Source organism: Novosphingobium sp. CF614 (genome assembly GCF_900113255.1).
In the GTDB taxonomy this organism is placed as follows: Bacteria; Pseudomonadota; Alphaproteobacteria; order Sphingomonadales; family Sphingomonadaceae; genus Novosphingobium.
In genome coordinates, this window is the sequence record NZ_FOOR01000008.1 from 76558 (window position 1) to 99527 (window position 22970).

Below are 22970 nucleotides of genomic sequence, written 5' to 3' on the forward strand. Positions count from 1 at the left end.
CTTTGTTGGTCGCTCTGCTGCAACTGGTGGTCAAGCTCATCGAGTTGAACCGCAAGTAACGGGTGAGGAGGCTGGCGCTGGAACGCCAGCCTCCGATAATAAGCGAGCCCGGGCGCTGGAACACCCGGGCTCAGGCAGCGATGTGAAAGCATCGACTGTGGTGTTTATTGTATATCCACAGGTGGCGAATTTATCAAGATACCCTACCGCGAACTGCTTTCGGTCGATCGGGCCGGCCTCAAGGTGGGCGATCGTTCATGGGTCTTGCAAGAAATGGAACTCTGGTCCTTGTTCCCATCCGTCGCGTCGTTCCTATCGCAGCTTGCAACGGGAAGGCTTTTAACGTGGAAATCGTCACGGTCATGATAGTCTTCTTGTATCAATTGGCGAATTTTCCGGAATGACCCGCTACATCGCCCTCTTCGGCTCGATCAACGTCGGCGGTAACCGGTTGTCGATGGCCGATCTGCGCTATGCCTTCGAGCGTGAGGAGTTCCTCAACGTCGAAACGGTGATCGCCAGCGGCAACGTGCTGTTCGACTATGACGATCGCCCGACCGAAGGACTTGAAGACCTCTTCGCCCACATGATGCGTGATCGCTTCGATATCGACAGCTTCGTCGCGGTGCGCAGCCGCGATGAAGTGCGTGCGGCGGTGGAGGACAATCCCTTCACAGGCATCGGCGCCGACAATCAGGTCCATACCCATTTCCTTGAATGCCAGCCGAGCCAGGAGCGCTTCGAGAAACTGCTTGCCGATCATGCCGGGCGCGGCGGGGAAAAGCTCGCGCTGGGGGATCGGGCGCTCTATATCGATTATGTCGATGGCGCGGGGAATTCGAAGCTTACCGCCGCGTTCATCGAGCGCCGGCTGGGATGCCGCGGCACCGCGCGCAATGTGCGCTCGCTGGCGCGGATCCTCGCCAAGATGGGCTGAAACGGAAATTCACGATGGTACGCCAGCAATTCACCCCCGAACAGCACTCGGTCCGCCTGCTCAAGGTGGGCGAACAGGTCCGTCACGTGCTCAGCGAAATCCTCGCCCGCCAGCAAGTGCATGACCATACGCTGACGGCGCATTCGGTCTCGATCACCGAAGTGCGCATGACGCCGGATCTCCGGCAGGCGGCGGTCTATGTGAAGCCGCTGCTCGGTGAGGACGAGGAGGCGGTGCTCAAGGCGCTGCGTACCAACACCGCCTTTTTCCAGCGCGAGGTGGCCCAGCGGCTCAAGCTCAAGTTCGCCGCCAAGATCCAGTTTCGCGCCGACGAGACCTTCGACGAGGCAAGCCGGATCGACGCCCTGCTCAACGATCCCCGGGTCAAGCGCGATCTGGAGGGCTGAGCGCGTTTCCGGGCGCGCTAGGCGTTGTTCGGCGGAGCGGAAATCCGCCGCACCGTACCTTGGCTGACTTCCCACACGGCGGCTTCGCTCATGATTGCCGCGAACGGGGCGGGCTCGGTGCCGGTCAGCCAGATCTGGGCGGAGCCGGCGCGCAGGCGGTCGAACAGGGCATCGCGGCGCAGTGGATCGAGATGGGCGGCAACTTCGTCCAGCAGCAGCAGGCGTGGACGGTCCTCGCCGCTGCTTTCCAGGCACCGCGAATGGGCAAGCGTGATCGCGATCAGCATCGCTTTCTGCTCGCCTGTCGAGCATTCGGCCGCAGGCTGGCCCTTGCCGGCCATCGTGACCGCCAGTTCATCGCGGTGAGGGCCGGTGAGGGTGCGCTGGGCGGCGCGGTCGCGCGCGCGGCCCTCGCGCAAGGCCGCGGCCAGTGCATCGTTCCCTATCGGACCGCCCGGCAGATAGGCGAGCGAGGGGCGGGCGAAAGGCGAATCCGGCAAAGCGGCCAGCGTCGTTTCCAGCCGGTCGACAAGTTCCGCGCGCGCCGCGCCAACAGTGGCGCCGGCCTCGGCGATCTGCGCCTCGATCGCGTCCAGCCAGCGCGGATCGGGCATGCGTTCGTCCGCAAGCAGGCGGTTGCGTTCGCGCAGCGCGGTGTCCAGCCGGTTTACATGGCCGGCATGGCCGGGCCGCATGGCCAGCACCAGCCGATCGAGAAAACGCCGCCGCGCGCCCGCGCCCTCGACGAACAGGTGATCCATCGCCGGCGTGAGCCAGCCGATCGAGAGCCATTCCGCGAGCCGCACCGCCGGTGCTTCGGCGCCATTGACCTGCACGATGCGCCGTCCCGGTCGCTCGGGCGCTACTCCAGTGCCGATGCGCACCGGCTCGCCGCCGGACACGGCCAGCCGCGCGCTTATCGCGAAGCCGCCGGCCTCGGGGCCTTGTCCTGGCATGTCCGCCAGCTGCGCGCGCCTCAGGCCGCGTCCCGGGGCCAGCAGGCTGATCGCTTCCAGCACGTTGGTCTTGCCGGCGCCGTTTTCCCCCACCAGCAGGTTGAACCGCGCCGTGCCTTCGACCGCGGTCTCGCGGTGGTTGCGGAAACGGGACAGGAGGATGCGGTCGAGCATGGTTGCGGCGGGACTAGCCGCTTCGCACCGTCAATGCCACCTTGGTGTCAGACCGAACGCGCCTTGGCGAAAGGCGAGAAGTCCACGTTGTCGTCATAGACGTCGACGCCTTCGCGGCGCTTGAGCCAGTTGACCACCGCGTAGGTCACCGGCGTCAGCGCTGCTTCCCAGGCAACTTTCATCGCCCAGTTCGTGCCCATCACGATCAGCACCGAATGCGTGGACCACACGCCGAGGAAAGCGACGGGATAGAAGATCATGCTGTCGACCGCCTGGCCGAACACCGTCGAGCCAATCGTGCGGGTCCACAGATACTTGCCCCCGGTCCAGAGCTTCATCTTGGCCAGCACGAAGGAATTGACGAACTCGCCCGCCCAGAACGCCAGCAGCGATGCCGCCACGATGCGCCAGGTGCTGCCGAACACCGAAACGTAAGTGGACTGGCAGACCGTGCCGGCGTCGGTCGCGGCGACGATCGAGGCGAATTGCGGGTCGCCGCTCTGCGCGCAGCCCCAGTCCGTTGCTGGCGGCATGGCGACCACCACGAAGCTCATGAACGCCATGAAGATCAGCGCGAAAAACCCCGCCCAGACGCAGCGGCGGGCATTGGCGTAGCCGTAGACTTCGGTCATCACGTCGCCCAGCACGTAGCTCACCGGGAAGAACAGGATGCCGGCGCCGAACGTGACCCCCTCCACATCGGCGAGCTTGGCCGCGCCGATCAGGTTCGACAGCAGCAGGATCACGACGAAGGCGACCATCACATAGTCGAAATAGCGGAAGTGGCGCCGGGCGCCGGTGACGCCGTCGATGCGGGAAAGATGCGCGTCGTTCATGACTTATGCGTAACCCGCCTTCGCCTTCGCGCAAAGCACAAGTTGCGAACCATTGGCGGTTTGCGCGGGGGCCGAAGCGCGGCTATGGGAAGCACGCGCGCGCCCGTAGCTCAGCTGGATAGAGCACGAGCCTTCTAAGCTTGGGGTCGCAGGTTCGAACCCTGCCGGGCGCGCCATGCATATTCCGGGGAGAATGGAACGGTGCCGGGCGATCTCTATTCACGTTTTGTGCAAAGCTTCGAGCGGTTCGCGAACAGGATTCTCGTCGAGGACGGTGCGCGCGCCTGGACTTATGGGGAGATCGGGCGCTTGGCCGGCCGCCTTGCCGCGCGGCTGCAGGCGCTGGGCGTCGCGCCGGGCGAGCGGGTGCTGGTGCAGACCGACAAGAACGTCGAGACCCTGATCCTGTACTTCGCGACGATCCGGGCCGGCGCCATCTACCTGCCGCTCAACATCGATTATACGGAAGCCGAGCTGGATTACTTCGCGGCGGACGCGACGCCGGTGCTGGCGGTATGCCGGGAATCCTCGGCCGAGGTGTTCGGCCGGATCGGCGGCGGTGGAATGCAGGTCTCCACGCTGGCGGCGCTCTTTGCCGACCTGCCCGAGGCCGAGGCTCCGCCGGTGCCACGCGCGAGCGACGACGTGGCGGCGATCCTCTATACTTCCGGCACCACCGGCAAGCCCAAGGGGGCGATGCTCAGCCAGGACAACCTTGCTTCCAATGGCGAGATGCTGATCGAGTTCTGGCGCTTCACGCCTGAGGACCGGCTGATCCACGCGCTGCCGATCTTCCATGTCCACGGCCTGTTCGTCGCGGTTCACTGCGTGTTGTTCTCTGGCGCCTCAATGGTGTTTCTACCCAGGTTCGAGAGCGCCAGGGTGATCGAGCTGATGGCGAAGAGCACCGTGCTCATGGGCGTTCCCACTTATTATGTCCGGCTGCTCGCCGATCCCGCCTTCACGCGCGAGAGTGCGGGGCACATGCGGTTGTTCATCTCCGGCTCGGCGCCGCTTTCGGCCGATATCCACCGCGCTTTCGAGGAGCGCTGCGGACACCGCGTGCTGGAACGCTATGGCATGACCGAGACCGGGATGCTCACTTCCAACCCCTATGACGGCGAGCGCCGTGCGGGCTTCGTCGGCCCGCCGCTGCCCGGCGTCGGCTTGCGCATCGCCGAGTTCGAGACCGGCCGGGTCCTGCCGCAGGGCGAAGTCGGCATCGTCGAGGTCGCGGGCCGCAATATCTTCAAGGGTTACTGGCAGATGCCGGAAAAGACAGCGAGCGAGTTCCGTCCGGACGGCTGGTTCATCACCGGCGACATGGGCGTGATCGATGCCCGGGGCTATGTCCAGTTGGTGGGGCGGGAGAAGGATCTGATTATCTCGGGCGGGCTCAATGTCTATCCGGCCGAGGTCGAGGCGCTGCTCGATGATCGACCGGACGTGGCCGAAGCGGCGGTGATCGGCGTGCCGCACCCGGATTTCGGCGAGGCGGTGGTGGCGGTGGTGCAGCCGGCCGGGCCTTTCGATCCCGAAGCGGTGCGAGAGGCGATGCGCAAGGAACTGGCCGCGTTCAAGGTGCCCAAGGCGATCTTCACCATGGACGCTCTGCCGCGCAACACCATGGGCAAGATTCAGAAGAAGCTGCTGCGAGAGCAGTATGCGGGATTGTTTGCACCGGCTTGAGAGGCCCTTGAAAAGCACCCAAGCCGCCCCAAAGGGGGGGAGAGACGGCTACAGGATCACTCGCGCGGTGCCCTGGTGATCCGCACCTGGCGATGGTCGGCGCTGGGTGCATACACCATTGATAAACCAGTTGCGGTCATAATTTCCTTCATGACTCGCCCCATGCTTCCCAGGCGTTCTGCTCGACGGTCCGTGTCGATGGCCGTGCAATGCCGCACGCAGAGCGGGCTGCGCGACAATGGGGAGATCTCCGATATTTCGACGGAGGGCTGCTGCGTGCGGATGCGCGGCATCTATTTCCGGGTCGGCACCCGCGTGGTGCTGCGGCCGCAAGGCATGGAGGGGATGACCGGCATCGTCCGGTGGATCAGCGGTGATCTTGCCGGGGTGGAGTTCGACCGCCCGATCTATGGCCCGATCCTCGATCATATCGCCGCCGCCCATGCCGCGATCATGCCCCAGCGGCGCGCCTGACGCGCAGGCCTGACATCGGGGCCCTTCACCGCGCCGGCGCGACTATCCCCCGACATTCGCCGAAACCGATCGGCACCGCGCCCTGCGCCACAAAGCGACCGGAAAGCGAGAGTTCGTCTCCGTCCGCCAGGAATGCGCGAGTCTCTCCGGTAGGCAGCTCCACCGGCTGCTTGCCGTTGCCGGCGATCTCCATCAGGCTGCCTTGCGATCCCTGTTCCGGCCCCGAGATGGTGCCGGTGCCCAGCAGGTCCCCGGTCTGCATCTGGCAGCCGTTGGAGGCATGGTGCGCCACGATCTGCGCGATGGTCCAGTACATGTTGCTCGCCGGGCCATGGCTCAGCCGCAGCGGCGCGATGCCCTTTTCGCGCATGGCCGCGCTGCTGAGGTGGACTTCGAGCTCCAGTGAGAGCGCGCCTTCGCGCTGGTCGGCTTCGTCCCACAGATAGGGCAGGGGGCGCGGATCGCCCGCGGGACGCGGCGGTTGGGGGCGGCGGAACGGCGCCAGTGCTTCCATGGTGACGATCCAGGGCGATACCGTGGTCAGGAAGTTCTTGGCGAGGAACGGTCCGAGCGGCTGGTATTCCCAGGCCTGCACATCGCGCGCGGACCAGTCGTTGAGCAAGGTGAGCCCGGCGACGTGATCGAGCGCCTCGGCGATCGGGATCGTCGCCCCCAGCTCGCTGCCGGTGGCCAGCCAGATGCCCAGCTCCAGCTCGTAGTCGAGCCGCGCGGCCGGTCCGAACGAAGGGGCGTCGGCATCGGCGGCCTTGGTCTGCCCCCGCGGACGGATCACCGCGGCGCCGCTCGGCCGGATCGTGGAGGCGCGGCCGTGGTAGCCGATGGGAACGTGTTTGTAATTGGGCAGCAGCGGATTGTCCGGGCGGAACAGGCTGCCGATGTTGGTGGCATGATGAATGCCGACGTAGAAGTCGGTATAGTCGCCTATCTGCGCGGGCAGGTGCATCGCGGCCTCGACCATGGGCACCAGCAGCGCCTCCACCCGCGCGCGCTCGGGCGCATCCTTGGCCAACAGGGCCGAGACCTGCCGACGCAGCGCGCGGCGTGGGCCGGCCCCAAGCGCGAGCATCGAATTGAGCGAGGGACCCGCCGCCGCGCCCGCCGCTTCCAGCGCTTCGCCATCCAGCAGGCTGGACTCCGCCAGCGCTGCCAGATCAAGGATCATCCCGCCGATCGCGACCCCGCCGCGCGGCATATCGCCGCTGCGAGAGAACGTGCCCAGCGGCAGGTTCTGGATCGGAAAGTCGGCATGCCCGTTAGCGCCCGGAACCCAGGATTCGCGGGCCGGATCATGGGTTTCGTCGAGCGTCGCGGTGGACGCGGCGGTGATGGAATTGATCGTGATGGTCATGGGAAAGTCTCTAGTCGTCCGTCCTTGGAAAGGCCAATTCGATCAACGGCCGTTCGCGGTGCGCGCGGCCCGGGGGGGGGGGCAAGCGGGGGGCAAGGGCGCTATTGCACCGTTTCGTCCTCGGCGGCGGGAACCAGCTCGATCGGGTCCGACAGGCGGATGCCGTCGAGCAGGTCGGCGGTGGCATCGCGCACCCGCAGCATCAGCGCGCGGGTGCGGCAGTCCTTTTCCTCCAGGCAATTCTTGCAGGTCTCGTGCGCGAAGCGGCTGGCGCAAGGCACCAGCGCCAGCGATCCGCGCATCACCCGGATCAGGTCGCCGTAAGTGATGTCGATCGGCGAGACGCCCAGCCAATAGCCGCCGTCCTTGCCGCGCTGCGAGGCGACAATGCCGAAGCGGGCGAGTTCGGAGAGGATGACGGTAAGGAACTTGGCCGGAATATTCTGGGCCTCGGCGATCTCGGTCAGCGGCACCGGTCCCTGGCCGTGCTTGTCCGCAAGGTGCTGCATGGCCCGGATCGCATAGCGGGTTTTCTGCGAAAGCATGGAACGGGAACAATCTCGAGAAAAACCGATCCTTGCGCTCGTTGGTCCGGAGTCGTCAAGCCGCCTTGCCGTCGACACGGGCATGGGCACCCGCCGCGGCCCGCTGTTCGTTTCCGAATTGCGGGCATGAGGATTGAGGTTTAGGCATCTTGCCGGGCAGCCGACCGATGATCGGGGCTGCCATGTCTTGCCTGCTTGGAGAATTGAATGCTCGCTCGGCTAAGACGACGATATCTCGACGTTCTCGGGAGTATCTATATTTACAACGAACATCGTGGTTATACCGCGATCGACAGGGTGCTGGATGCGGTTCGCAAGCGCTCCCCGGACGATTTGGAACTGCTTGCCCGGATAGAACGGCACCGTGCCGACGAACGGAAGCATTACGTGATGTTTCAGCGCTGGTTCGAACGTCGCGGGGTCATGCCGCTCGCGGTGGACCGCACGTTCGGCCATATCGACCGTTTCGTCGAAATCGTGTTCGGCGTGCCCATCGCCCGTCTCGACACGCAGGAAGTGGTCAATCGTGACGATTTGTTCGAACGGCTGTGCCGGGTGATTTCATTGACTGAAAAGCGCGGGTACAGGCAGGTGGAAGTGCTGCTGTCGAACCGCTTCGTCCGCAGCGATCCCGTCCTGACCCGGATCTTCGAAATCATCCGCAAGGACGAGCCGAGCCACTGGACCCCTTACGATGATTGGGTAAGCGCGCATGCAAGGCGGGGACCGAGCCGGTGGGAACGCGCGATCGATAGTTTCATTCACGTGGAACTGTTGTTCGTGAAGCTGCCGTTCCTGTTTCTCAATCCCTGGATCAGGCGCCGCGAGGACTGGGCCGACGCCCTGGAATGGGCGGATGACGCGAACAAGGCATTGTTGCCGGAACTGGCGGCGCGATGAACAGGGAATCGGGGCGGGACTTCAAGGTCTCCCAAGCCGTTGGCGGCACCCCGCGACAAGGTCTTGCCGCCAGGCTCCTTTCCGTCCGGGTGGGGGCCATGCTCATGCGGAACACCGTCGTGAGTTGTTTCGTCTTCGTGATCGGCCTGGTGACGCTCTGGATGCTGGTGAGCCTGGCAGGCGTGGACGAAGTGATCGCCGCGGGCATCGGCTTCGTCATCGCCAACACGCTCCATTACGCGCTGGGCAGATCCTGGATATTTCGCGGCTCCGAACGGGGTCTGCGAACGGGATATGTCCTGTTTCTCATCAACGCGGGCGTCGGCCTGTTCGTGACCATGGGTCTTTACGCGCTGATGCTCAGGTTCACGGCGATGAACTATCTCGTCGCCCGTATCGTCGTATCCGTGTTCGCCGGGCTGGTGGTGTTCGTCCTGAATGCGGTCCTGAATTTCCGGCAGGTTTAGGATGTGTTGCTATTCGACATCCGCACAGGCGATACCAGACCGCATTGGATCGCCCCGCCGCCCCGCAACGGCGAAGGGAGAAGATCAGTCTCGCTCCAGGCGGCTCGGGGCCGCGGCCTGAATCATGCGGATCGCGCTGTTCTCCGGCAATTACAATTATCTGCGCGAAGGCGCGAACCAAGCGCTCAACATGCTGGTTGGCTACCTGGAGGAACGCGCCGGATTTACGGTTCGCGTCTACTCGCCGGTGACCGATACTCCGGCGTTCGAGCCTGCCGGAACGCTTGTCCCGGTTCCGTCGATTACGCTTCCGGTCCGCAGCGAATTCCGTCTCGCCCTGGGCCTGAACCGCGCGCTGCGCGAGGATATCACGCGCTTCCGGCCCGATGCCATCCATGTCTCGACGCCGGATATCCTGGGATGCCGCGCGCAGACTTTCGCGAAGGAAGCCGGCGTGCCGATCGTCGCGAGCATGCATACCCGTTTTGAGACCTACCTTGACTATTATGGCCTGGGTTGGGCAAGGCCGGTGCTCGATGCCCATCTGCGGCGCTTTTATCGGCGGTGCGACCATGTCCTCGCGCCGACCATGGCGCTGGTGGACGAACTGAAGGAAATGCGCGGCGACGATCGCGCTTCCGTGTGGAGCAGGGGTATCGACGGAGACCTGTTCAATCCCTCCCGGCGCGACATGGACTGGCGGCGCGCGCAAGGCATCGGCGATGAAGAGGTGGTGGTGCTGTTCTTCGGCCGCCTCGTCATCGAAAAGGGGATCGCGACGTTCGTCGCGGTGGTGAAGGCCCTCCAGGAACGCGGATTGCCCGTCCGGCCGCTCGTCGTCGGCGCGGGGCCCGCCGCCGGGCTTTTCGATCCGCTGGCGAACGTGGTCTTTACCGGCCATCTGATGAATGCGCCGCTGGCGCGCGCGGTCGCGAGCGCCGATGTCCTGCTGAGCCCGAGCACGACCGAGACCTTCGGCAATGTCCTTGTCGAAGCCATGGCCAGCGGACTGCCCGTGGTCAGCGCCGACGCCCAGAACAGCCGGAGCATCCTGAGCCACGGCGAAGATGGATTCCTCTGCCCGCCAGACGACATCGCGGCTTATGTGGAAGCGATCGGCCAACTCGCCCTGTCCGCCCACCTGCGCCGCGCCATGTCCGCTGCCGCCCGGCGCGAATCCATGCGCTATTCCTGGGACGCCGCCTCGGAATCGGCGGCGCAAGCCTACCGATCGCTGACCTGCCGAGGGTGCTGAGGATGGTGCCGGGGTTTGGGGGGCGGATTCGGGTAATGCTCAAGCACGGGCCCCAATGCCTCCTTGAGCGGCCCCAGGAATGCCTCGTAACGCTGCCAGCGTTCCATTCCTTCGCGCGTGATCGGTGAGCGGACCTGCTCTGAACTGGGGGTATATACCGCGCGCGGGTTCTCGAAGAAGCGCAGGCAGGCTGGTTCGAAAGGTAGCTCCAGGTAGTCGAGCAGGCGTCTTATTTCCGCTTCGGTGTTTTCGACCAGATCTTCGTAAGTAACGTGATGGATACGCCCCGGAAGCACAGAGTCAAAATGTGCCATCTGGCGGACATAGGCGGTATAGAATTTGCCGATGTGCGACAGATCGTAAGAGAAGTTGATGCCCCAATTGAAGTGCTGCGAAAAGTTGGCGAAGCCGCAGCCGAGTGGGTGACGTCGAATATCGATGATCTTGGCGTTAGGCAGCATCGCCGCGATAAGGCCGGTGAATATCCAGTTGCTCGGCATCTTGTCGGTAAAGAACGGCCGGTCAGTGTGGCGGAAGCGCTGCGTGGCATCGATATAGTGATCGCCTAGCTCCCGCATCTTCGTGGAATCGAGCGTGGGCAGGACATCGAGCCAGCCGCCGGTTCCTCCGGTCGGCGCCAGCGACAACGCAATGCGTTCTATGTCATGGAGTTCCTCGGTGCCCTCGATTTGCGGATGACTGGCCAGGATCTGCTCCACCAACGTGGAACCCGAGCGGGGAAGGCTGACGATGAAGATCGGATCGGGCGCCGGGCTGCCCCAGCCTCCACGTGCGGTGAAGAAGGTCGGCGTGCAGACCTGTGTGGACTTGTGCACGTGCTCGGTCACCTTGTCCGGATCGTGTGGGACCTGCTGGAGCCGTAACCTTGCGCCTTGGCTGTAGGCTTCAAAGGCTGCCGCGACATCGTCGTTGTCGTCACACGCTTTGCCCAGGGCGTAGAGGAGATGAATGTGATCGTCCTTGCTCGCGGCTCCATCGTGTTCTTCGATCACCTTTCGGAGTTTCTCGACATCGTCCGGCGTGAAGCGCACGGTCTTGAGATTGGCGAGGCCCCACCACGACTGGGGATGAGAGGGTGCGATGGTCAAGGCGTGGCGATAGGCCGTTATGGCATCTGCTTGGCGGCCGACTGTCTTGAGCATGTGGGCATGGTTGGCCCAGCTGCGCGCATCCTGTGGATGGCGTTCGTGAATTTCCTCGAAAGCCCGGTCGGCTTCGTCGAAGCGGCGCAACTGTACCAGGATCGCGGCACGTAGGGCCAGTGCCGAAAGGTGGGCCGGCTGCTGCGTGAGCAAGCCGGTTAGTGCTTCAATCGCCTCGGTGTAACGCCCTTGGTCACGCAAGAGCCTGGCTAGTGCGAGCCGGGCCTCGCCATAGGCGGGTGCCAGCAGGATAGCCCGGCCGAACAGATTTTCCGCTTCCTTGCGGGCATGAACTTTCGCCGCGATCTCTCCAAGCATCAGGGCACCTGCGGGATCTTCAGGATCGGACCGGAGGTGCGCCCGGATCAGGGGTTCCGCGGCATCGAGGTTTCCGGCCATGAAGGCGGTCTGCGCCTTGACGAATTGGGGGCGCTGCAACCCTAGCGTTATCGCCTCAAGCTCGATTATGCCGGCCCGTTGTAGCTCCCCGTGGTGCCGCAACATGCGTGCCAGCGCGCGCCGGGCGGGGAGGCAGTCAGGTTCTTCCGCTATGAGTGCCTCGAGTTCTGCGCGGGCGGCCTCAGGCTCAGTTTCGAAGCGGGCGGCCGCGGCGTGAAGGCGGGAAACGATATCGGGGTCTGATTGACCCGGCAGTAGCGCCATATCGGCCTCCATCGCGGGTGTGATGTACTTGTGGTGCTTTTCCGCACTCCCGGGCTTGAACGCAAGAAGGGGCAGCACCCTTGATGCTGCCCCTATCCCGTATTCCGTCGACGATTCGGGAGCGTGTCCTACTTAAACGTGCGCGTGACGTTCATGAACACCGAGCGGCCGACCATATCGTAGTTGCTGGAATTGAAGCGGTTGCCGATGCGGGTGTATTGGCACGCGGAAACCGGGCACGAGGAGATGATCGGCGGCTTGGCGTTGAACAGATTGTTTACGCCCAGCGTGACCTCGCCCAGGTCCTCGATTTTCCACTGGATTGATACCTCGTGTTCCCAATAGGCTTCGGCGACAAGATCATAATCTACCGCCCCTAGGAACGGAGAAGGGATGCCCTCACCATCGGCCGAAGAATCCTGCTTGCCGACATACTTGATTCCCCAACGCACGATGGTCTTCTCGCCAGGAAATTCGTACTTGAGGTTAAGATTCCCAACCCACTTCGGACCAGCGCCGAAGCCCTGGACGCCGAGTGTGCCGTTATAATCCGTCTTTTCGTCCTCTGCGAAAAGTTGATAATATTGATGGATGTTGCGGGTCGCTTCGGCCCGAGCGACGAAAGTGCCGCCAGCGATCGGTGCGCTGAACCGCATGTCGAAATCGACGCCCGATGCCGACTGCAACGAAACGTTCAGGTACGGATTCAGGAATGAGGACAATGTTCCCTGCTGCGGATCGCCTGCCGGACGGCGTGCGTCGATGAGGTCGCAATATTGGTTGTTCGGGAAGTCCTCCGCCTCGTAGCAGCGATTGAGAATGAGATTGTTGAGAGTCGTAACCTCACCCTTTACCCGGACGTTCCAGTAATCGACCGCGAATGAGAAATCGATGGGGCCGGATGGCACGGTCAACACTGTGCCGAAGCCCCACGAGCGCGACTTTTCGGCATCAAGCAGTCCCGCGCCGCCGCGGGTCGTTACCTGCGGCCCGGATGTCGCTACGTAGTTTACGGCATTGGCACCCAGGATCGGCTGCAAGACTGCAAGGCAATTCTTGTAAACCGTGTCGGTCGGGCTGTAGGCGGTGCCGAACCCAGAGCATGGATCGACACTCCCGCTATAGAAGCCAGTCTGGTCTGCGACGTACTGCTCATAAAGATTGGGTGCCCGAAATGAAGTCCCATAGTTTCCACGCAATCGAATCCAGTCATTTAACGCCCATTGGGCGTTGGCGTGGTATGTGAAGTCTGATCCATATGATTTATAATGTGTATATCGTCCGGATAGGTTAAGTTCTAGAAGTTTAAAAAATGGAATTTCGCTCAGAATAGGAATGTTTACTTCACCATATATCTCGTCGACGGTATCACTTCCTTTAGTAATTTGAGCAGAGCTGTAGTTGTAGAGGTTGGCGTTCTGCGCATCGATCGAGGGTGTGTCATTGATTTTGTCATGGCGATGTTCGTATCCGACCGCCGCGCGAACCATGCCGCCGGGTATCTGGAACAGTGAACCGTCCATGTTGAGCGAGATTGTCGTCTGGTCAAACTTTGTGTGACCGACATCAGGCTGATAAAGATAGTTGTATACATTCGCCGGAATCTGGCCGTTAACCAGAATGTCGACATCGTACATGTTGAGTGGAACACAGGTTGAGCCGGAGATGAAATTGCCCGAACCATCGACGTTCGAGGCGCAAGTATAACCGTTCCCGGCGCCAGCCTGATAGGAAGTGGCATAAGTAATCAGATCGGCTGGTGTGCCGGCCGGAGCCAGTATCGTTTTGAGCGCATTGCTAAGACGCTCTGGCGTGGTCTGCGTGATGCTGTAACGCGACTTTGTGTGTGAATATTGGAAGTTCGCATCATAACGCCAATCGCCAAGGCCGGTGCTGCCCCGCAGGCCGCCGTTCCAACGTAGGAAGTCCACGCGCTGCGAACTCTTGCGAAGTGTGTTGGGCAGGATGAAGGGCGTATAATAATTGATGCCTTGATCGGACAGGGCGGTCGGAAAGAATGGACTCGTCGGGTAGCCATATTCCGAAAGCGGCGTACCATCATAGCTGCCACCGTAAACTTCGACACCAGGATCGAGGTTGGCTTGGTTTATGCTGATCTGACCAGAGAAGTCCTGATGCGATTCACGGCGGGTGAACAGCGCTTCGGTATAGATCTCTGCGTCACCCAGCATGCCCAGTTCGTAGGCACCGCTCAAGTAACCGGTGTAAGTACGGATTGGTGACAGGATGTGGTCCCGCAACTGCGTTGGGCTGGGGCCGACCCGGAAAAGGCCATTGACCAGTCGGGTGTTTCCGTCCTTGTCGTAAGTGATGCGGCCTGCGGAACCGTTGTTGAAATTGAAAAAGATGCCGTAGCCGCTGGCGGTGCCGGAGTTGCCACCGGTCGTGTAGGGAAAGCACATCAACTGACCCGTTGCAGGATCGATGGCGCCGACTTCGGCTCCGCTTGTAGGGTCAAAATAGAGATCGCGCGGGCAACTGAAGATGCCGCGATCGCTTACACGCATCCCCGTTTGTTCACGATATTCGAACGATGCGGTGATATGTCCGCGGTCGAACACTTTGCCGGCCACGACCGAGCCCCGGTAGGTTCGACCGCCACCGCCATGCGTGACAGGCTGATCGGTGAAGGCATCCAGCGTGATGCCTTCGACCTTTGGATCGGTGATGACGTTGATGACGCCTGCGATGGCATCCGAACCGTAGACTGACGATGCGCCTTCGCGCAACACTTCGACGCGCTGAATGACGGCGCTTGGCAATACGTTGAGGTCGGCGGCGACAAGTTGCGGCCCCACGCCTGCAGGGGCTAGGCGACGGCCGTTGAGCAAAACCAAGGTGCGTGAGGAAGACAGGCCGCGCAGGCCGACCGTGTTGGCGGCCGGACCGCCTTCCGAAACGTAGCCGAGGAATGAGCCGTTTATTTGCGATGTGCCCGATGTCACCGTAGCGCTTTGCAATACTTCTGCAGTGGAGCGTGTACCGGCGAGGACACTGTCCTCGCGAGTGAAGATGTTCACCTGCCCCGGCGTATTGAAATTATCGCGGCGGATGCGCGAACCGGTGACGATGATCGTGCCGTCACTCTGAACCGGCACGTTTTCCGAGACAATCGACGGGGGAGCGGAGTCCTCCGGAGCGGTCGCGGCCGTCGTTTCCTGTGCGTTGGCCGAAGCAGTCGTTCCGATTGCCATTGAGGCGACGGACAGGCACGTGGCGCTGCACAGCGCCGCCTTCTTGATCGATGTTTTCACGTTGGTGTGTCCCTTGTTGCATTCGGACGACCCGTCAGGCGCGTGACCAATCCTGGCAGAGCCTCCTTGTGTGCAGGCTCGCGCTTCTTTCGTGCGCTTTGCTGCAATGGCCTCAGTTTGTTGTCCTACCTGAACCGCTGTTCAACCCTTTTTGCAGCATCGTTGTGATTGGGACTTTACTTGTGGCTGAAATGTCACAATCTTTTGGCATTCGCATTTCTTGTCATTGTTGATATTGACAGCCGGATAACTCGTTTGTGCAACAGAAGTGTTGCTCCAGCGCAAGATCTGCTCCGAAGATTACTTTTGCGTAAGGTTTATTGAAAAATTCTTACCAGTCGGGGTGCCTGCAAACGTTTGAACTGTTCGTGCGGCGATTCAGTTGATGCGGCGCATTTTGACGGCGCGTTGACCTTGGACTGATACCAGGTAGGTTCCCAGCGCTCCCCGGCTGATCCTTACCGCATTGCCGATTTTGGGCGAGAGCACGAAGTCGCGTGTGTCGTTCTGCTCCCAGGTGCTGCCATCCTCAAGTTCGAGGCGCCAGCCGGCGGCTGAGCGGCGCACGCCCGCGACGGTCGTCTCGATCTGCTCGATCTCTTCGGCCCGATCGTCCTCGCCGCCGAAGCCCATGAGTTTGCCGATCGGCGCGGCAAAGCCGAACAGGCCGCGCCGGGCGGCCTTGACCGCGTTCTTGTCGGAGATGACGATCTCGTGCTTGCTGGCGGCCTCACTGAACGCCGCGATCTGGCGATCGTAGCAGGCAAGGCGCTCGCCGGCATCCGTCACGGCCCGGCAGGCCATCAACTGCTGGTAGAGTTCCGGTGGCGGCGGGGTGTTCGCCTTGTCGTCTCCCGCCAGGGCGGGCCCCGATACGCCCGATACGAGGGCCGCTGCAGTCAGCGCCGCGACATAGCTCTTGCCCAAAACACGCCCTTCCTTGCCAAGCGGGAGCAATGCGTAGCAAGCCGCATGACGCCGGGGCAAGCGTCTCGCGCGTCTCGCCAACGGGATTTGTCGCGGCACGAGTGAGGCGGCCGGTGCGCTTAGTGCATTTTCCTGCAAGGAACAAGCTGGCCAGGGCGTTCCAATCTTGTGCCAGATTGCCGCTCCGCTGCGGGCCTTAGCAGCAATACTAGCACCGCATGCGGCGAACCTGAAATGATGTTGCGCCCGGGACACGGCTGCGCGCAGGAAGTTACCTCACGGAAACAGGGCCATTTTTCCCTGCTCGAATGCATGGTGCACCGGCTTGTTGCCCATTTGCCACAAGTCCTGACGAATGTTGCAAAGCCTGGTCAAACATCTTTGACCAAGTCCGCCTTTGCGCGATGAAAGGATATCTTCCGGCGCTGCTCGTGCAGCTCACGGGCTGGGGGCATTGTCGGGGTATCCAAGGCGCACCGGGTCACACCGCGCCTTAGAAAAAGGGACACGCTTGTGAAGAACCAGACTCTAACCGCTCTCAAGGCGGGTGCAGCACCGTTGGTGCTGGGCTTCGCCCTGTTCAGCAGCGCAGCATATGCGCAGGACACCGCCGCCGAGGAAGAGGCCGCTCCGTCCGATACGATCGTCGTGACCGGGACGCGCATTGTCGCACCGAACCAGCAGTCGATCGCGCCGATCACCACCGTGACATCGGCCGACATCCAACTGTCGGGCACGACTCGCACCGAAGACCTGCTCAATTCGCTGCCGCAGGTCGTCGCGGCGCAGAGCTCGACGCTCGCCAACGGTGCCACGGGCACCGCGCAGGTCGACCTTCGCGGCCTTGGTCCGTCGCGCACCATGGTGCTGATTAACGGACGCCGGCTGATGACTGGCGATCCGAACACCACCAGTTCGGCAGCCGATCTCAACTTCATTCCAGCCGCGCTGGTAAAGCGCGTCGACGTGCTGACCGGCGGCGCTTCGGCGACTTACGGCGCGGACGCCGTGGCGGGTGTCGTCAACTTCGTGATGGACACGGAATTCGAAGGCTTCAAGATCGACGCCAACTACGGCGTCTACAATCATAGCAATCGAAACAAGTTCATCACGCCGCTGCTCGATGCGCGCCAGTCGCAGGGCTTTTCGGGCTTCGACTATCCGACCGGCAACGTTACCGATGGCGGGCAGTATGATCTCACCGCTGCGTTCGGCGCTGGCTTTGACGATGGTCGTGGTCATATCACCGCCTATGTCGGCTATCGCAAGGCCCGGCCGATTCTGCAGAGCAAGCGCGATTACTCGTCCTGCACGATTTCGGCCAACGCCGCTGGCGCTTTCAGCTGCGGCGGCTCGCTTACCAATGCGATCGGTACTGGGATCTACTATGATGGTACTGGTACGAGCGAGGAAGGGGGCTTCACCGGCACGACCTCGACCGTTGGCGGTTTGGGCGCGGGCACTTTCACCCGCGGGCTCATCAATCGTTACAACTACGCGCCGCTGAACTACTTCCAGCGTCCGGACGAGCGCTACACGGCTGGCGTCTTCGCCGACTACGAGATCAACGAAGCGATCCACCCGTACATGGAATTCATGTTCATGGACGACCGGACGCTGGCGCAGATCGCGCCTTCGGGGGACTTCGGCAACACGCTGACCATCAATTGCGACAATGCGCTTATGTCGGACGCGCAGCGTTCGCTGATCTGTGCCGATCGCAACCTGGTCGTCGATTATCTCGGAACCTTCCCGCTGGTATCGAGCCTTTACGAGTCGCTCAATGGCACGGACGCCCCCAGCCCGATGACTTTCATCGATCCGACCACGGGCGGGAGCTACAACAAGGCGTTCTTCCAGTTGTTGCGCCGTAACATCGAAGGCGGTCCGCGTGTTTCCGACCTTCAGCACACCGCATTCCGCACCGTCATCGGTTCGCGTGGTGAACTGGGGAAGGCGTGGTCCTATGATGCGTACTACCAGTACGGCCGAACCAACTATTCGCAGGTCTATTCCAACGAGTTCTCGACCGCCCGCCTGAACAACGCCCTGGACGTGGTCACCGATCCCAGCACGGGCAACGCGGTATGCCGCGTCGCTCTGACTGGCGTTGACCCGAACTGCGTTCCTTACGACATCTTCGGGGGAACGATATCGCAAGCGGCGGTCGACTACCTGAGCGCGACCGGCTTCCTGAAGGGGCAGACCTCGCAGCAGATCGCGAGCGCTACCTTCAGCGGTCTGCTTGGTGAATACGACATCAAGTCGCCGCTGGCGTCGGATGGCATCAGTGTCGCGCTTGGTGTGGAATTCCGCCGCGATGCACTGGAATTGAAGGCCGACAACGCCTTCAACACCGGTGACCTTACCGGTCAGGGCGCGCCCACGAAGGATACCGCAGGCAGCTACAAGGTCGCTGAGTTCTTCGGCGAAATTGATATCCCGCTGATCCAGGACGGCTTCGTTCAAAACTTGTCGTTCAATGGTGGCTATCGCTATTCGCACTACAAGATCTCGAACGGCCGCACGTTCAACACGGATACCTTCAAGCTCGGTATCGATCTGGCTCCGGTCTCGGACATCCGTCTGCGTGCGAGCTACAACCGCGCGGTTCGCGTGCCGAACATTCAGGAATTGTTCGCGCCGCAGATCGTTGCGCTTGATGGTGTGACCGACCCTTGTGCCGGCTTCACCATCACGGAGGCCGATGTGGGCTGTATCGCTCAGGGTCTGGCGGTTGGCCAGAAGGTCACAGCCAATCCGGCCGAGCAGTACAACGGCGTGATCGGCGGCAACCCGGATCTCAATCCGGAAAAGGCGACCACCAAGGCCCTTGGTGTCGTAATCCAGCCGCGCTGGATCCCCAGGCTGTCGCTGAGTGTCGACTGGTTCGACATCAAGGTGAAGAATGCCATCCAGGGTTACGGTGCGGATGCGATCCTGACTTCGTGCGTCGATGATGTGAACCTTGATGCCTGTGCCCTGGTAAAGCGCAATGCGGCCGGCTCTCTGTGGCTGAGTTCGGACGGCTACGTGATCGATACCCCTGTCAACGTCGGTGGTGTCGAGACCCGGGGCATCGAGTTCAACGGCAGCTGGGCTACCGAAATCGGTACGAACGGAACTTTGTCGCTGAGCCTGGTCGGTACGCTGCTTGACCGTTACGTCGTCGATGATGGCCTCAACGCCGCGTATGAATGCGCCGGCGTCTATGGGCCGACCTGCGGGGGTTCGGCCGCTACGCCGCTGCCCAAGTGGCGTCACAAGGCCCGCGTGACGTACAAGATGGCCAGTGGCATTGGTGCGTCGCTGCAGTGGCGTCACCTTTCGGAGGTGAAGTTCGAAGGGGGCGATACCAATAGTCTCGACGAAAAGATCGCTTCGCAGGACTACTTCGATCTGACGCTGACTTATGACATCGGCGATCACTTCACCTGGCGCCTGGGTGCGACGAACATTCTGGACAAGCAGCCTCCGCTGGTGTCGCAGAGCGCCTGCTCCAGCGTGATCTGTAACGGCAATACCTATCCGGGCACCTACGATTCGCTCGGCCGTTACATCTTCACCGGCGTGACGTTGAACTTCTAATCGCGATAAAAAGCGACTAGCCTTGGCGGCGGTCTTCTACGAGGAAGGCCGCCGCCTTATTGTTTTCGGTCGGTTTGAGATCGACCGTCCATGTCTTCTGGATCGTGCATGGCAGCAACTACCTCTCAGGAGCATATCCAGCATATCGCGTCGTTGGCGCGGACCGGCCGGTTCGACGAGGCGGCGGTCATGGCGGCGGCCACTTTCGCGGCACATGGCGATGACCCGGTACTGGCTGCGCTGGCGGGCGCCGTGGAATCGCGCCGTGGCCGCTTCGATCGCGCCATTACCTACCTGCGGGTGGCGCATCGGCATCGTCCCCAGGATCTGACCGTCCGGGCCAACCTTGCCGAGGCGTTGTTCCATATGGGGCGTTCGACCGAAGCACTGGCCCTTTGCGACGATGGTTCGGCCGCTGCCGAACCTAGTCTACGGCTCGCTCGTCTCGGTGCCCACCTCGCGCAGGAGGCCGAGGAGTTCGAACGGGCGGTGCGCTTCTATCGCATGGTCCTGACCAAGTATCCTGAAGACTGGAGCCTGTGGAACAACCTCGGCAATGCGCTGAGTGCTTTGGGCCGGCATGGCGAGGCCGCAAACATGCTCCAAAAGGCGCTCAAGCTGGCGCCGGATGCAGCGCCGATCCGGATCAATCTGGGCAATGCGTTGATAGAAGCCGAACGCTTCGAGGAAGGTGAGAAGATCCTGCGGGATGCCGCCAAGGCCGATCCTGCCGACGTTGTGCCAGTGCTGGCGCTGGCGACCTTCTATCGCCGCGCGGGGGCGGACGATCGATCTTATGAGATGCTCGCGGAAGCCGCGCGCCGCGCGCCCGGAGATGCGGGCGTGCTTTCCGACTACGGCCAGGAAGCGTCCAAGCGCAACGACTATGCCGTGGCCGAACCGGCTTTCGAGGCGGCGCTGGCGATCGAACCCACCCTTTGGCCTTCGCTGGTCGGGCTTGCCGCACTTTATGAGCGCACCAACCGCGAGGCCGAACTGGAACCGCTGCGCGCGCGCGCGGTGGCCGCCGGCGGCGATGCGGCAACGCTTTCCTTTATCGATGCGCTGCGCTTCAAGCGCGCCAATCGTATCGAGGAAGCTTTCGTCGCGCTCGAGGCGGCCGGCGACGTAGTGGTCGCCAACCGCAAGCACCAGCTACGCGGCATCCTGCTCGACCGGATGGGACGACACGACGAAGCCTTCGCGGAATTCACGGAGATGAATCAACGCCATCTCGCCGAGCCCTCAAACCCGGCGGCCCGTGCAACCGCCTATCGCGAAATGGTTGAGGACGGGATCGCCATGTTGACGCAGGAATGGGTCTCCCGCTGGACTGCTTCGCCGCCGCAGGGTCGGGCAGCGCCGGTCATCCTGCTCGGTTTCCCTCGTTCCGGCACCACCCTGCTCGACACCATGCTGATGTCGGCCCCGGGCACGCTGGTGCTGGAGGAAGAACATTTCATTGCCGAAATCGAAAGAGATCTTGGCGGTATGGAGGCGCTGCCCGGTCTTGGTCCCCAGGTGATCGCCGAAGCGCGCGCGCGTTACTTCGAGCAGGTTGGAGCGCTTGGCGAACTGCGTTCCGATACGGTCGTGATCGACAAGCATCCGCTTCACCTCAACAAAGTGCCGGTGATCCGTCGCCTGTTCCCGGATGCCAAGTTCATTCTCGCGCTGCGGCATCCGTGCGACGTGCTGCTCAGTTGCTTCATCACCAATTTTCGCACCAATCACGCGATGAGCAATTTCCTCGAGCTGGAGACGGCGGCGCAATTGTATGATCTGAGCTTTTCCTACTGGACCAAGGCGCGCGAGGTCTTTGATCTTCCGGTGCGCACGGTGGTCTACGAAAGGCTGGTGGCCGATCAGGCGCGCGAATTGGCGCCACTGTTCGATTGGCTTGACCTGCCCTGGGTGGGTGAGGGTTTCGATCACCGTGAGACTGCCCGCGCGCGCGGCGTGGTGCGCACCGCCAGCTACTCGCAGGTGACCGAGCCGATCTACACCCGTGCCGCCGGCCGCTGGCATCGGTATGAAAAGCATCTTGCGCCCGTGTTCGAACGGCTGCGGCCGTGGGCCGAGCGCTTTGGCTATTCGCTGGATGACGATCGCGTACCGCCTTGGGGCGAGCCTTCGGGGCTCTCCGCCGAACCGGCATGAGCGCCGGCATCCGGCAATGACGTTGTCGTCCGGCATGGCCGAGATTGACCAGCTGGTCGCGGCCGGTAGCCTGTCGGCGGCCGCTCGGCAGCTGGAAGTGCTGCTCGATTCCGAAGAGCGGTTGGGCGGAGCGGCGGTGGTGCCGTGGCTCAAGCTGGCGGGGTTGCGCCGGGCTTTGCGCCAGCCGCGCCGCGCGCTGGAGGCTGTGGACCAGGCATTGGGGATAGCGCCGCTCGATTTCGCGGCGCTGATGATGCGCGCCGGCCTGCTCGAACGACTGCAGGATCCAGGCGCCGGCGAGGCCTGGGCCGAGGCGATCGCGCAGAAACCCGATGTTTCGCTGCCGCCGCCTTTGGCCGCCGCGCTCGCTGCCGGCGAAGCCTTTCACGCAGCCTGGCAGGAGGCGCGCGAACAGCGGCTGAAGGAAGCGGTTGCCGCCGTCGGCACGCGGGCCGACGAAGACCAGGCCTGGCGCATCGCCCGTTTTCGTGAAAACATCCTGCGCAAGACCCGCGTCTACCGTTCGGAGCCAACGCACTTTCACTATCCAGGCCTCGTCGAGCGCGAATTCCATCCGCGGCACACGATGCCATGGCTGGCTGAACTGGAGGCCGGGTTTGAAGCGATTCGCGCGGAAATGCTCGCGTTGATGCAGCCCGGACACGCTCAATTCGAACCCTATATCCAGTACGAGGAACGAGAGGCGCTGGCGCAATGGAAACCGCTCAACAAAAATCGTGACTGGTCGGCGATCCATCTTCTCAAACAAGGTATAGAGGTTGCGCACAATGCCGCGCAGGCGCCGCGAACCCTGGAGACCCTGTCGCGCCTGCCGCAGCCGCGCGTGTCCGGCGCTTCGCCCAACGCGATGTTCTCGCTGCTGGCCTCGCGCACCGCGATCCCTCCTCATGTCGGTGTCGACAACACGCGGCTGGTTTGTCACTTGCCGCTGGTCGTGCCCCACGGATGCTGGTTCCGCGTTGGCGCCGAGACGCGCCTGTGGCGCGAGGGTGAGGCCTTCGCTTTCGACGATACCATCGAGCATGAGGCGATGAACCCAAGCGACGACTTGCGCATCGTATTCATTTTCGATGTCTGGCACCCCGGGCTTTCGGAAGTCGAGCGCGCGGCGGTGGCAGCCATGATCGCGTGCGAAGGCGCTGCCGCGGCGCAAGGCTGAAAGGC

General features: G+C 62.5%; 17 protein-coding genes and 1 tRNA gene. 11 read left to right on the top strand and 7 right to left on the bottom strand.

Annotated elements, in window-relative coordinates; genetic code table 11:
* The first annotated feature begins 400 nt into the window (after positions 1 to 400).
* Positions 401 to 937 carry a DUF1697 domain-containing protein gene (locus tag BM052_RS11190; protein ID WP_091146719.1) on the top strand — a complete coding sequence of 179 codons (537 nt, stop codon included), beginning with the start codon at positions 401 to 403 and terminating at the stop codon, positions 935 to 937.
* Positions 938 to 951: 14 nt separating this feature from the next.
* Positions 952 to 1344: a 30S ribosome-binding factor RbfA gene (rbfA, locus tag BM052_RS11195; protein WP_091146720.1), complete on the top strand. Its 393-nt coding sequence runs from the start codon at positions 952 to 954 to the stop codon at positions 1342 to 1344.
* A gap of 17 nt (positions 1345 to 1361) precedes the next feature.
* Here rbfA and recF read toward each other — a convergent pair whose 3' ends face one another.
* Complete coding sequence (gene recF, locus BM052_RS11200) at positions 1362 to 2474, bottom strand: DNA replication/repair protein RecF (protein WP_091146723.1); 1113 nt, start codon at positions 2472 to 2474, stop codon at positions 1362 to 1364.
* A 47-nt stretch (positions 2475 to 2521) separates the two neighbouring features.
* The gene (locus BM052_RS11205) at positions 2522 to 3310 is read right to left on the bottom strand and encodes a queuosine precursor transporter (protein ID WP_091146724.1); all 789 of its coding nucleotides are present in this window, start codon (positions 3308 to 3310) and stop codon (positions 2522 to 2524) included.
* 99 nt (positions 3311 to 3409) lie between these two features.
* On the opposite strand from BM052_RS11205, the gene BM052_RS11210 reads away from it, so the two are divergent.
* The 3 genes from BM052_RS11210 to BM052_RS11220 all read left to right on the top strand — a co-directional run bounded on the left by BM052_RS11210 (position 3410) and on the right by BM052_RS11220 (position 5473).
* A tRNA-Arg gene (locus BM052_RS11210) sits at positions 3410 to 3486 on the top strand.
* Between the two features lie 25 nt (positions 3487 to 3511).
* The gene (locus tag BM052_RS11215) at positions 3512 to 4999 is read left to right on the top strand and encodes an AMP-binding protein (protein WP_091146727.1); all 1488 of its coding nucleotides are present in this window, start codon (positions 3512 to 3514) and stop codon (positions 4997 to 4999) included.
* Positions 5000 to 5161: 162 nt separating this feature from the next.
* The gene (locus BM052_RS11220; protein WP_255406093.1) at positions 5162 to 5473 is read left to right on the top strand and encodes a PilZ domain-containing protein; all 312 of its coding nucleotides are present in this window, start codon (positions 5162 to 5164) and stop codon (positions 5471 to 5473) included.
* A 25-nt stretch (positions 5474 to 5498) separates the two neighbouring features.
* Here the strand turns inward: BM052_RS11220 and fahA are convergent, their stop codons facing one another.
* Complete coding sequence (gene fahA / locus BM052_RS11225) at positions 5499 to 6842, bottom strand: fumarylacetoacetase (RefSeq protein WP_091146731.1); 1344 nt, start codon at positions 6840 to 6842, stop codon at positions 5499 to 5501.
* Between the two features lie 101 nt (positions 6843 to 6943).
* Positions 6944 to 7387, bottom strand: coding sequence for an RrF2 family transcriptional regulator (locus tag BM052_RS11230; protein ID WP_091146734.1), 444 nt, complete (start codon positions 7385 to 7387; stop codon positions 6944 to 6946).
* Between the two features lie 207 nt (positions 7388 to 7594).
* Between BM052_RS11230 and BM052_RS11235 the strand changes: the two genes are divergently transcribed.
* The 3 genes from BM052_RS11235 (at position 7595) to BM052_RS11245 (ending at position 10009) form a co-directional block, all read left to right on the top strand.
* Positions 7595 to 8287: a hypothetical protein gene (locus tag BM052_RS11235; RefSeq protein WP_091146735.1), complete on the top strand. Its 693-nt coding sequence runs from the start codon at positions 7595 to 7597 to the stop codon at positions 8285 to 8287.
* A 119-nt stretch (positions 8288 to 8406) separates the two neighbouring features.
* A complete protein-coding gene (locus tag BM052_RS11240; protein WP_177198435.1) occupies positions 8407 to 8754 on the top strand; it encodes a GtrA family protein in 348 nt (115 codons plus the stop codon).
* 124 nt (positions 8755 to 8878) lie between these two features.
* Entirely contained in the window at positions 8879 to 10009 is a 1131-nt protein-coding gene (locus tag BM052_RS11245; protein WP_255406087.1) for a glycosyltransferase family 4 protein, read from the top strand.
* Here BM052_RS11245 and BM052_RS11250 read toward each other — a convergent pair.
* The 3 genes from BM052_RS11250 to BM052_RS11260 form a co-directional block, all read right to left on the bottom strand.
* The gene (locus tag BM052_RS11250) at positions 9979 to 11913 is read right to left on the bottom strand and encodes a tetratricopeptide repeat-containing sulfotransferase family protein (RefSeq protein ID WP_091146740.1); all 1935 of its coding nucleotides are present in this window, start codon (positions 11911 to 11913) and stop codon (positions 9979 to 9981) included. The two genes, BM052_RS11245 and BM052_RS11250, sit on opposite strands and share 31 nt — an antisense overlap.
* A gap of 50 nt (positions 11914 to 11963) precedes the next feature.
* Positions 11964 to 15110, bottom strand: a complete 3147-nt coding sequence (locus tag BM052_RS11255; protein WP_091146743.1) for a TonB-dependent receptor domain-containing protein — start codon at positions 15108 to 15110, stop codon at positions 11964 to 11966.
* A 378-nt stretch (positions 15111 to 15488) separates the two neighbouring features.
* Positions 15489 to 16037 carry a hypothetical protein gene (locus BM052_RS11260; RefSeq protein WP_091146745.1) on the bottom strand — a complete coding sequence of 183 codons (549 nt, stop codon included), beginning with the start codon at positions 16035 to 16037 and terminating at the stop codon, positions 15489 to 15491.
* Between the two features lie 513 nt (positions 16038 to 16550).
* Between BM052_RS11260 and BM052_RS11265 the strand changes: the two genes are divergently transcribed.
* The 3 genes from BM052_RS11265 to BM052_RS11275 all read left to right on the top strand — a co-directional run bounded on the left by BM052_RS11265 (position 16551) and on the right by BM052_RS11275 (position 22965).
* The gene (locus BM052_RS11265; protein ID WP_091146747.1) at positions 16551 to 19625 is read left to right on the top strand and encodes a TonB-dependent receptor domain-containing protein; all 3075 of its coding nucleotides are present in this window, start codon (positions 16551 to 16553) and stop codon (positions 19623 to 19625) included.
* 108 nt (positions 19626 to 19733) lie between these two features.
* The gene (locus BM052_RS11270) at positions 19734 to 21785 is read left to right on the top strand and encodes a tetratricopeptide repeat-containing sulfotransferase family protein (protein ID WP_091146750.1); all 2052 of its coding nucleotides are present in this window, start codon (positions 19734 to 19736) and stop codon (positions 21783 to 21785) included.
* Between the two features lie 16 nt (positions 21786 to 21801).
* Positions 21802 to 22965 (top strand): aspartyl/asparaginyl beta-hydroxylase domain-containing protein, encoded by a 1164-nt coding sequence (locus BM052_RS11275; RefSeq protein ID WP_177198436.1) that lies wholly within the window; start codon positions 21802 to 21804, stop codon positions 22963 to 22965.
* Positions 22966 to 22970 lie beyond the last annotated feature (5 nt).

Excerpts from the sequence above, each read along its gene's own strand:
- BM052_RS11190 (WP_091146719.1), top strand. The coding sequence starts at position 401 with ATGACCCGCTACATCGCCCTCTTCGGCTCGATCAACGTCGGCGGTAAC.
- rbfA (WP_091146720.1), top strand. The coding sequence starts at position 952 with ATGGTACGCCAGCAATTCACCCCCGAACAGCACTCGGTCCGCCTGCTC.
- recF (WP_091146723.1), bottom strand. The coding sequence starts at position 2,474 with ATGCTCGACCGCATCCTCCTGTCCCGTTTCCGCAACCACCGCGAGACC.
- BM052_RS11205 (WP_091146724.1), bottom strand. The coding sequence starts at position 3,310 with ATGAACGACGCGCATCTTTCCCGCATCGACGGCGTCACCGGCGCCCGG.
- BM052_RS11220 (WP_255406093.1), top strand. The coding sequence starts at position 5,162 with ATGCTTCCCAGGCGTTCTGCTCGACGGTCCGTGTCGATGGCCGTGCAA.
- fahA (WP_091146731.1), bottom strand. The coding sequence starts at position 6,842 with ATGACCATCACGATCAATTCCATCACCGCCGCGTCCACCGCGACGCTC.
- BM052_RS11230 (WP_091146734.1), bottom strand. The coding sequence starts at position 7,387 with ATGCTTTCGCAGAAAACCCGCTATGCGATCCGGGCCATGCAGCACCTT.
- BM052_RS11235 (WP_091146735.1), top strand. The coding sequence starts at position 7,595 with ATGCTCGCTCGGCTAAGACGACGATATCTCGACGTTCTCGGGAGTATC.
- BM052_RS11245 (WP_255406087.1), top strand. The coding sequence starts at position 8,879 with ATGCGGATCGCGCTGTTCTCCGGCAATTACAATTATCTGCGCGAAGGC.
- BM052_RS11270 (WP_091146750.1), top strand. The coding sequence starts at position 19,734 with ATGGCAGCAACTACCTCTCAGGAGCATATCCAGCATATCGCGTCGTTG.
- BM052_RS11275 (WP_177198436.1), top strand. The coding sequence starts at position 21,802 with ATGACGTTGTCGTCCGGCATGGCCGAGATTGACCAGCTGGTCGCGGCC.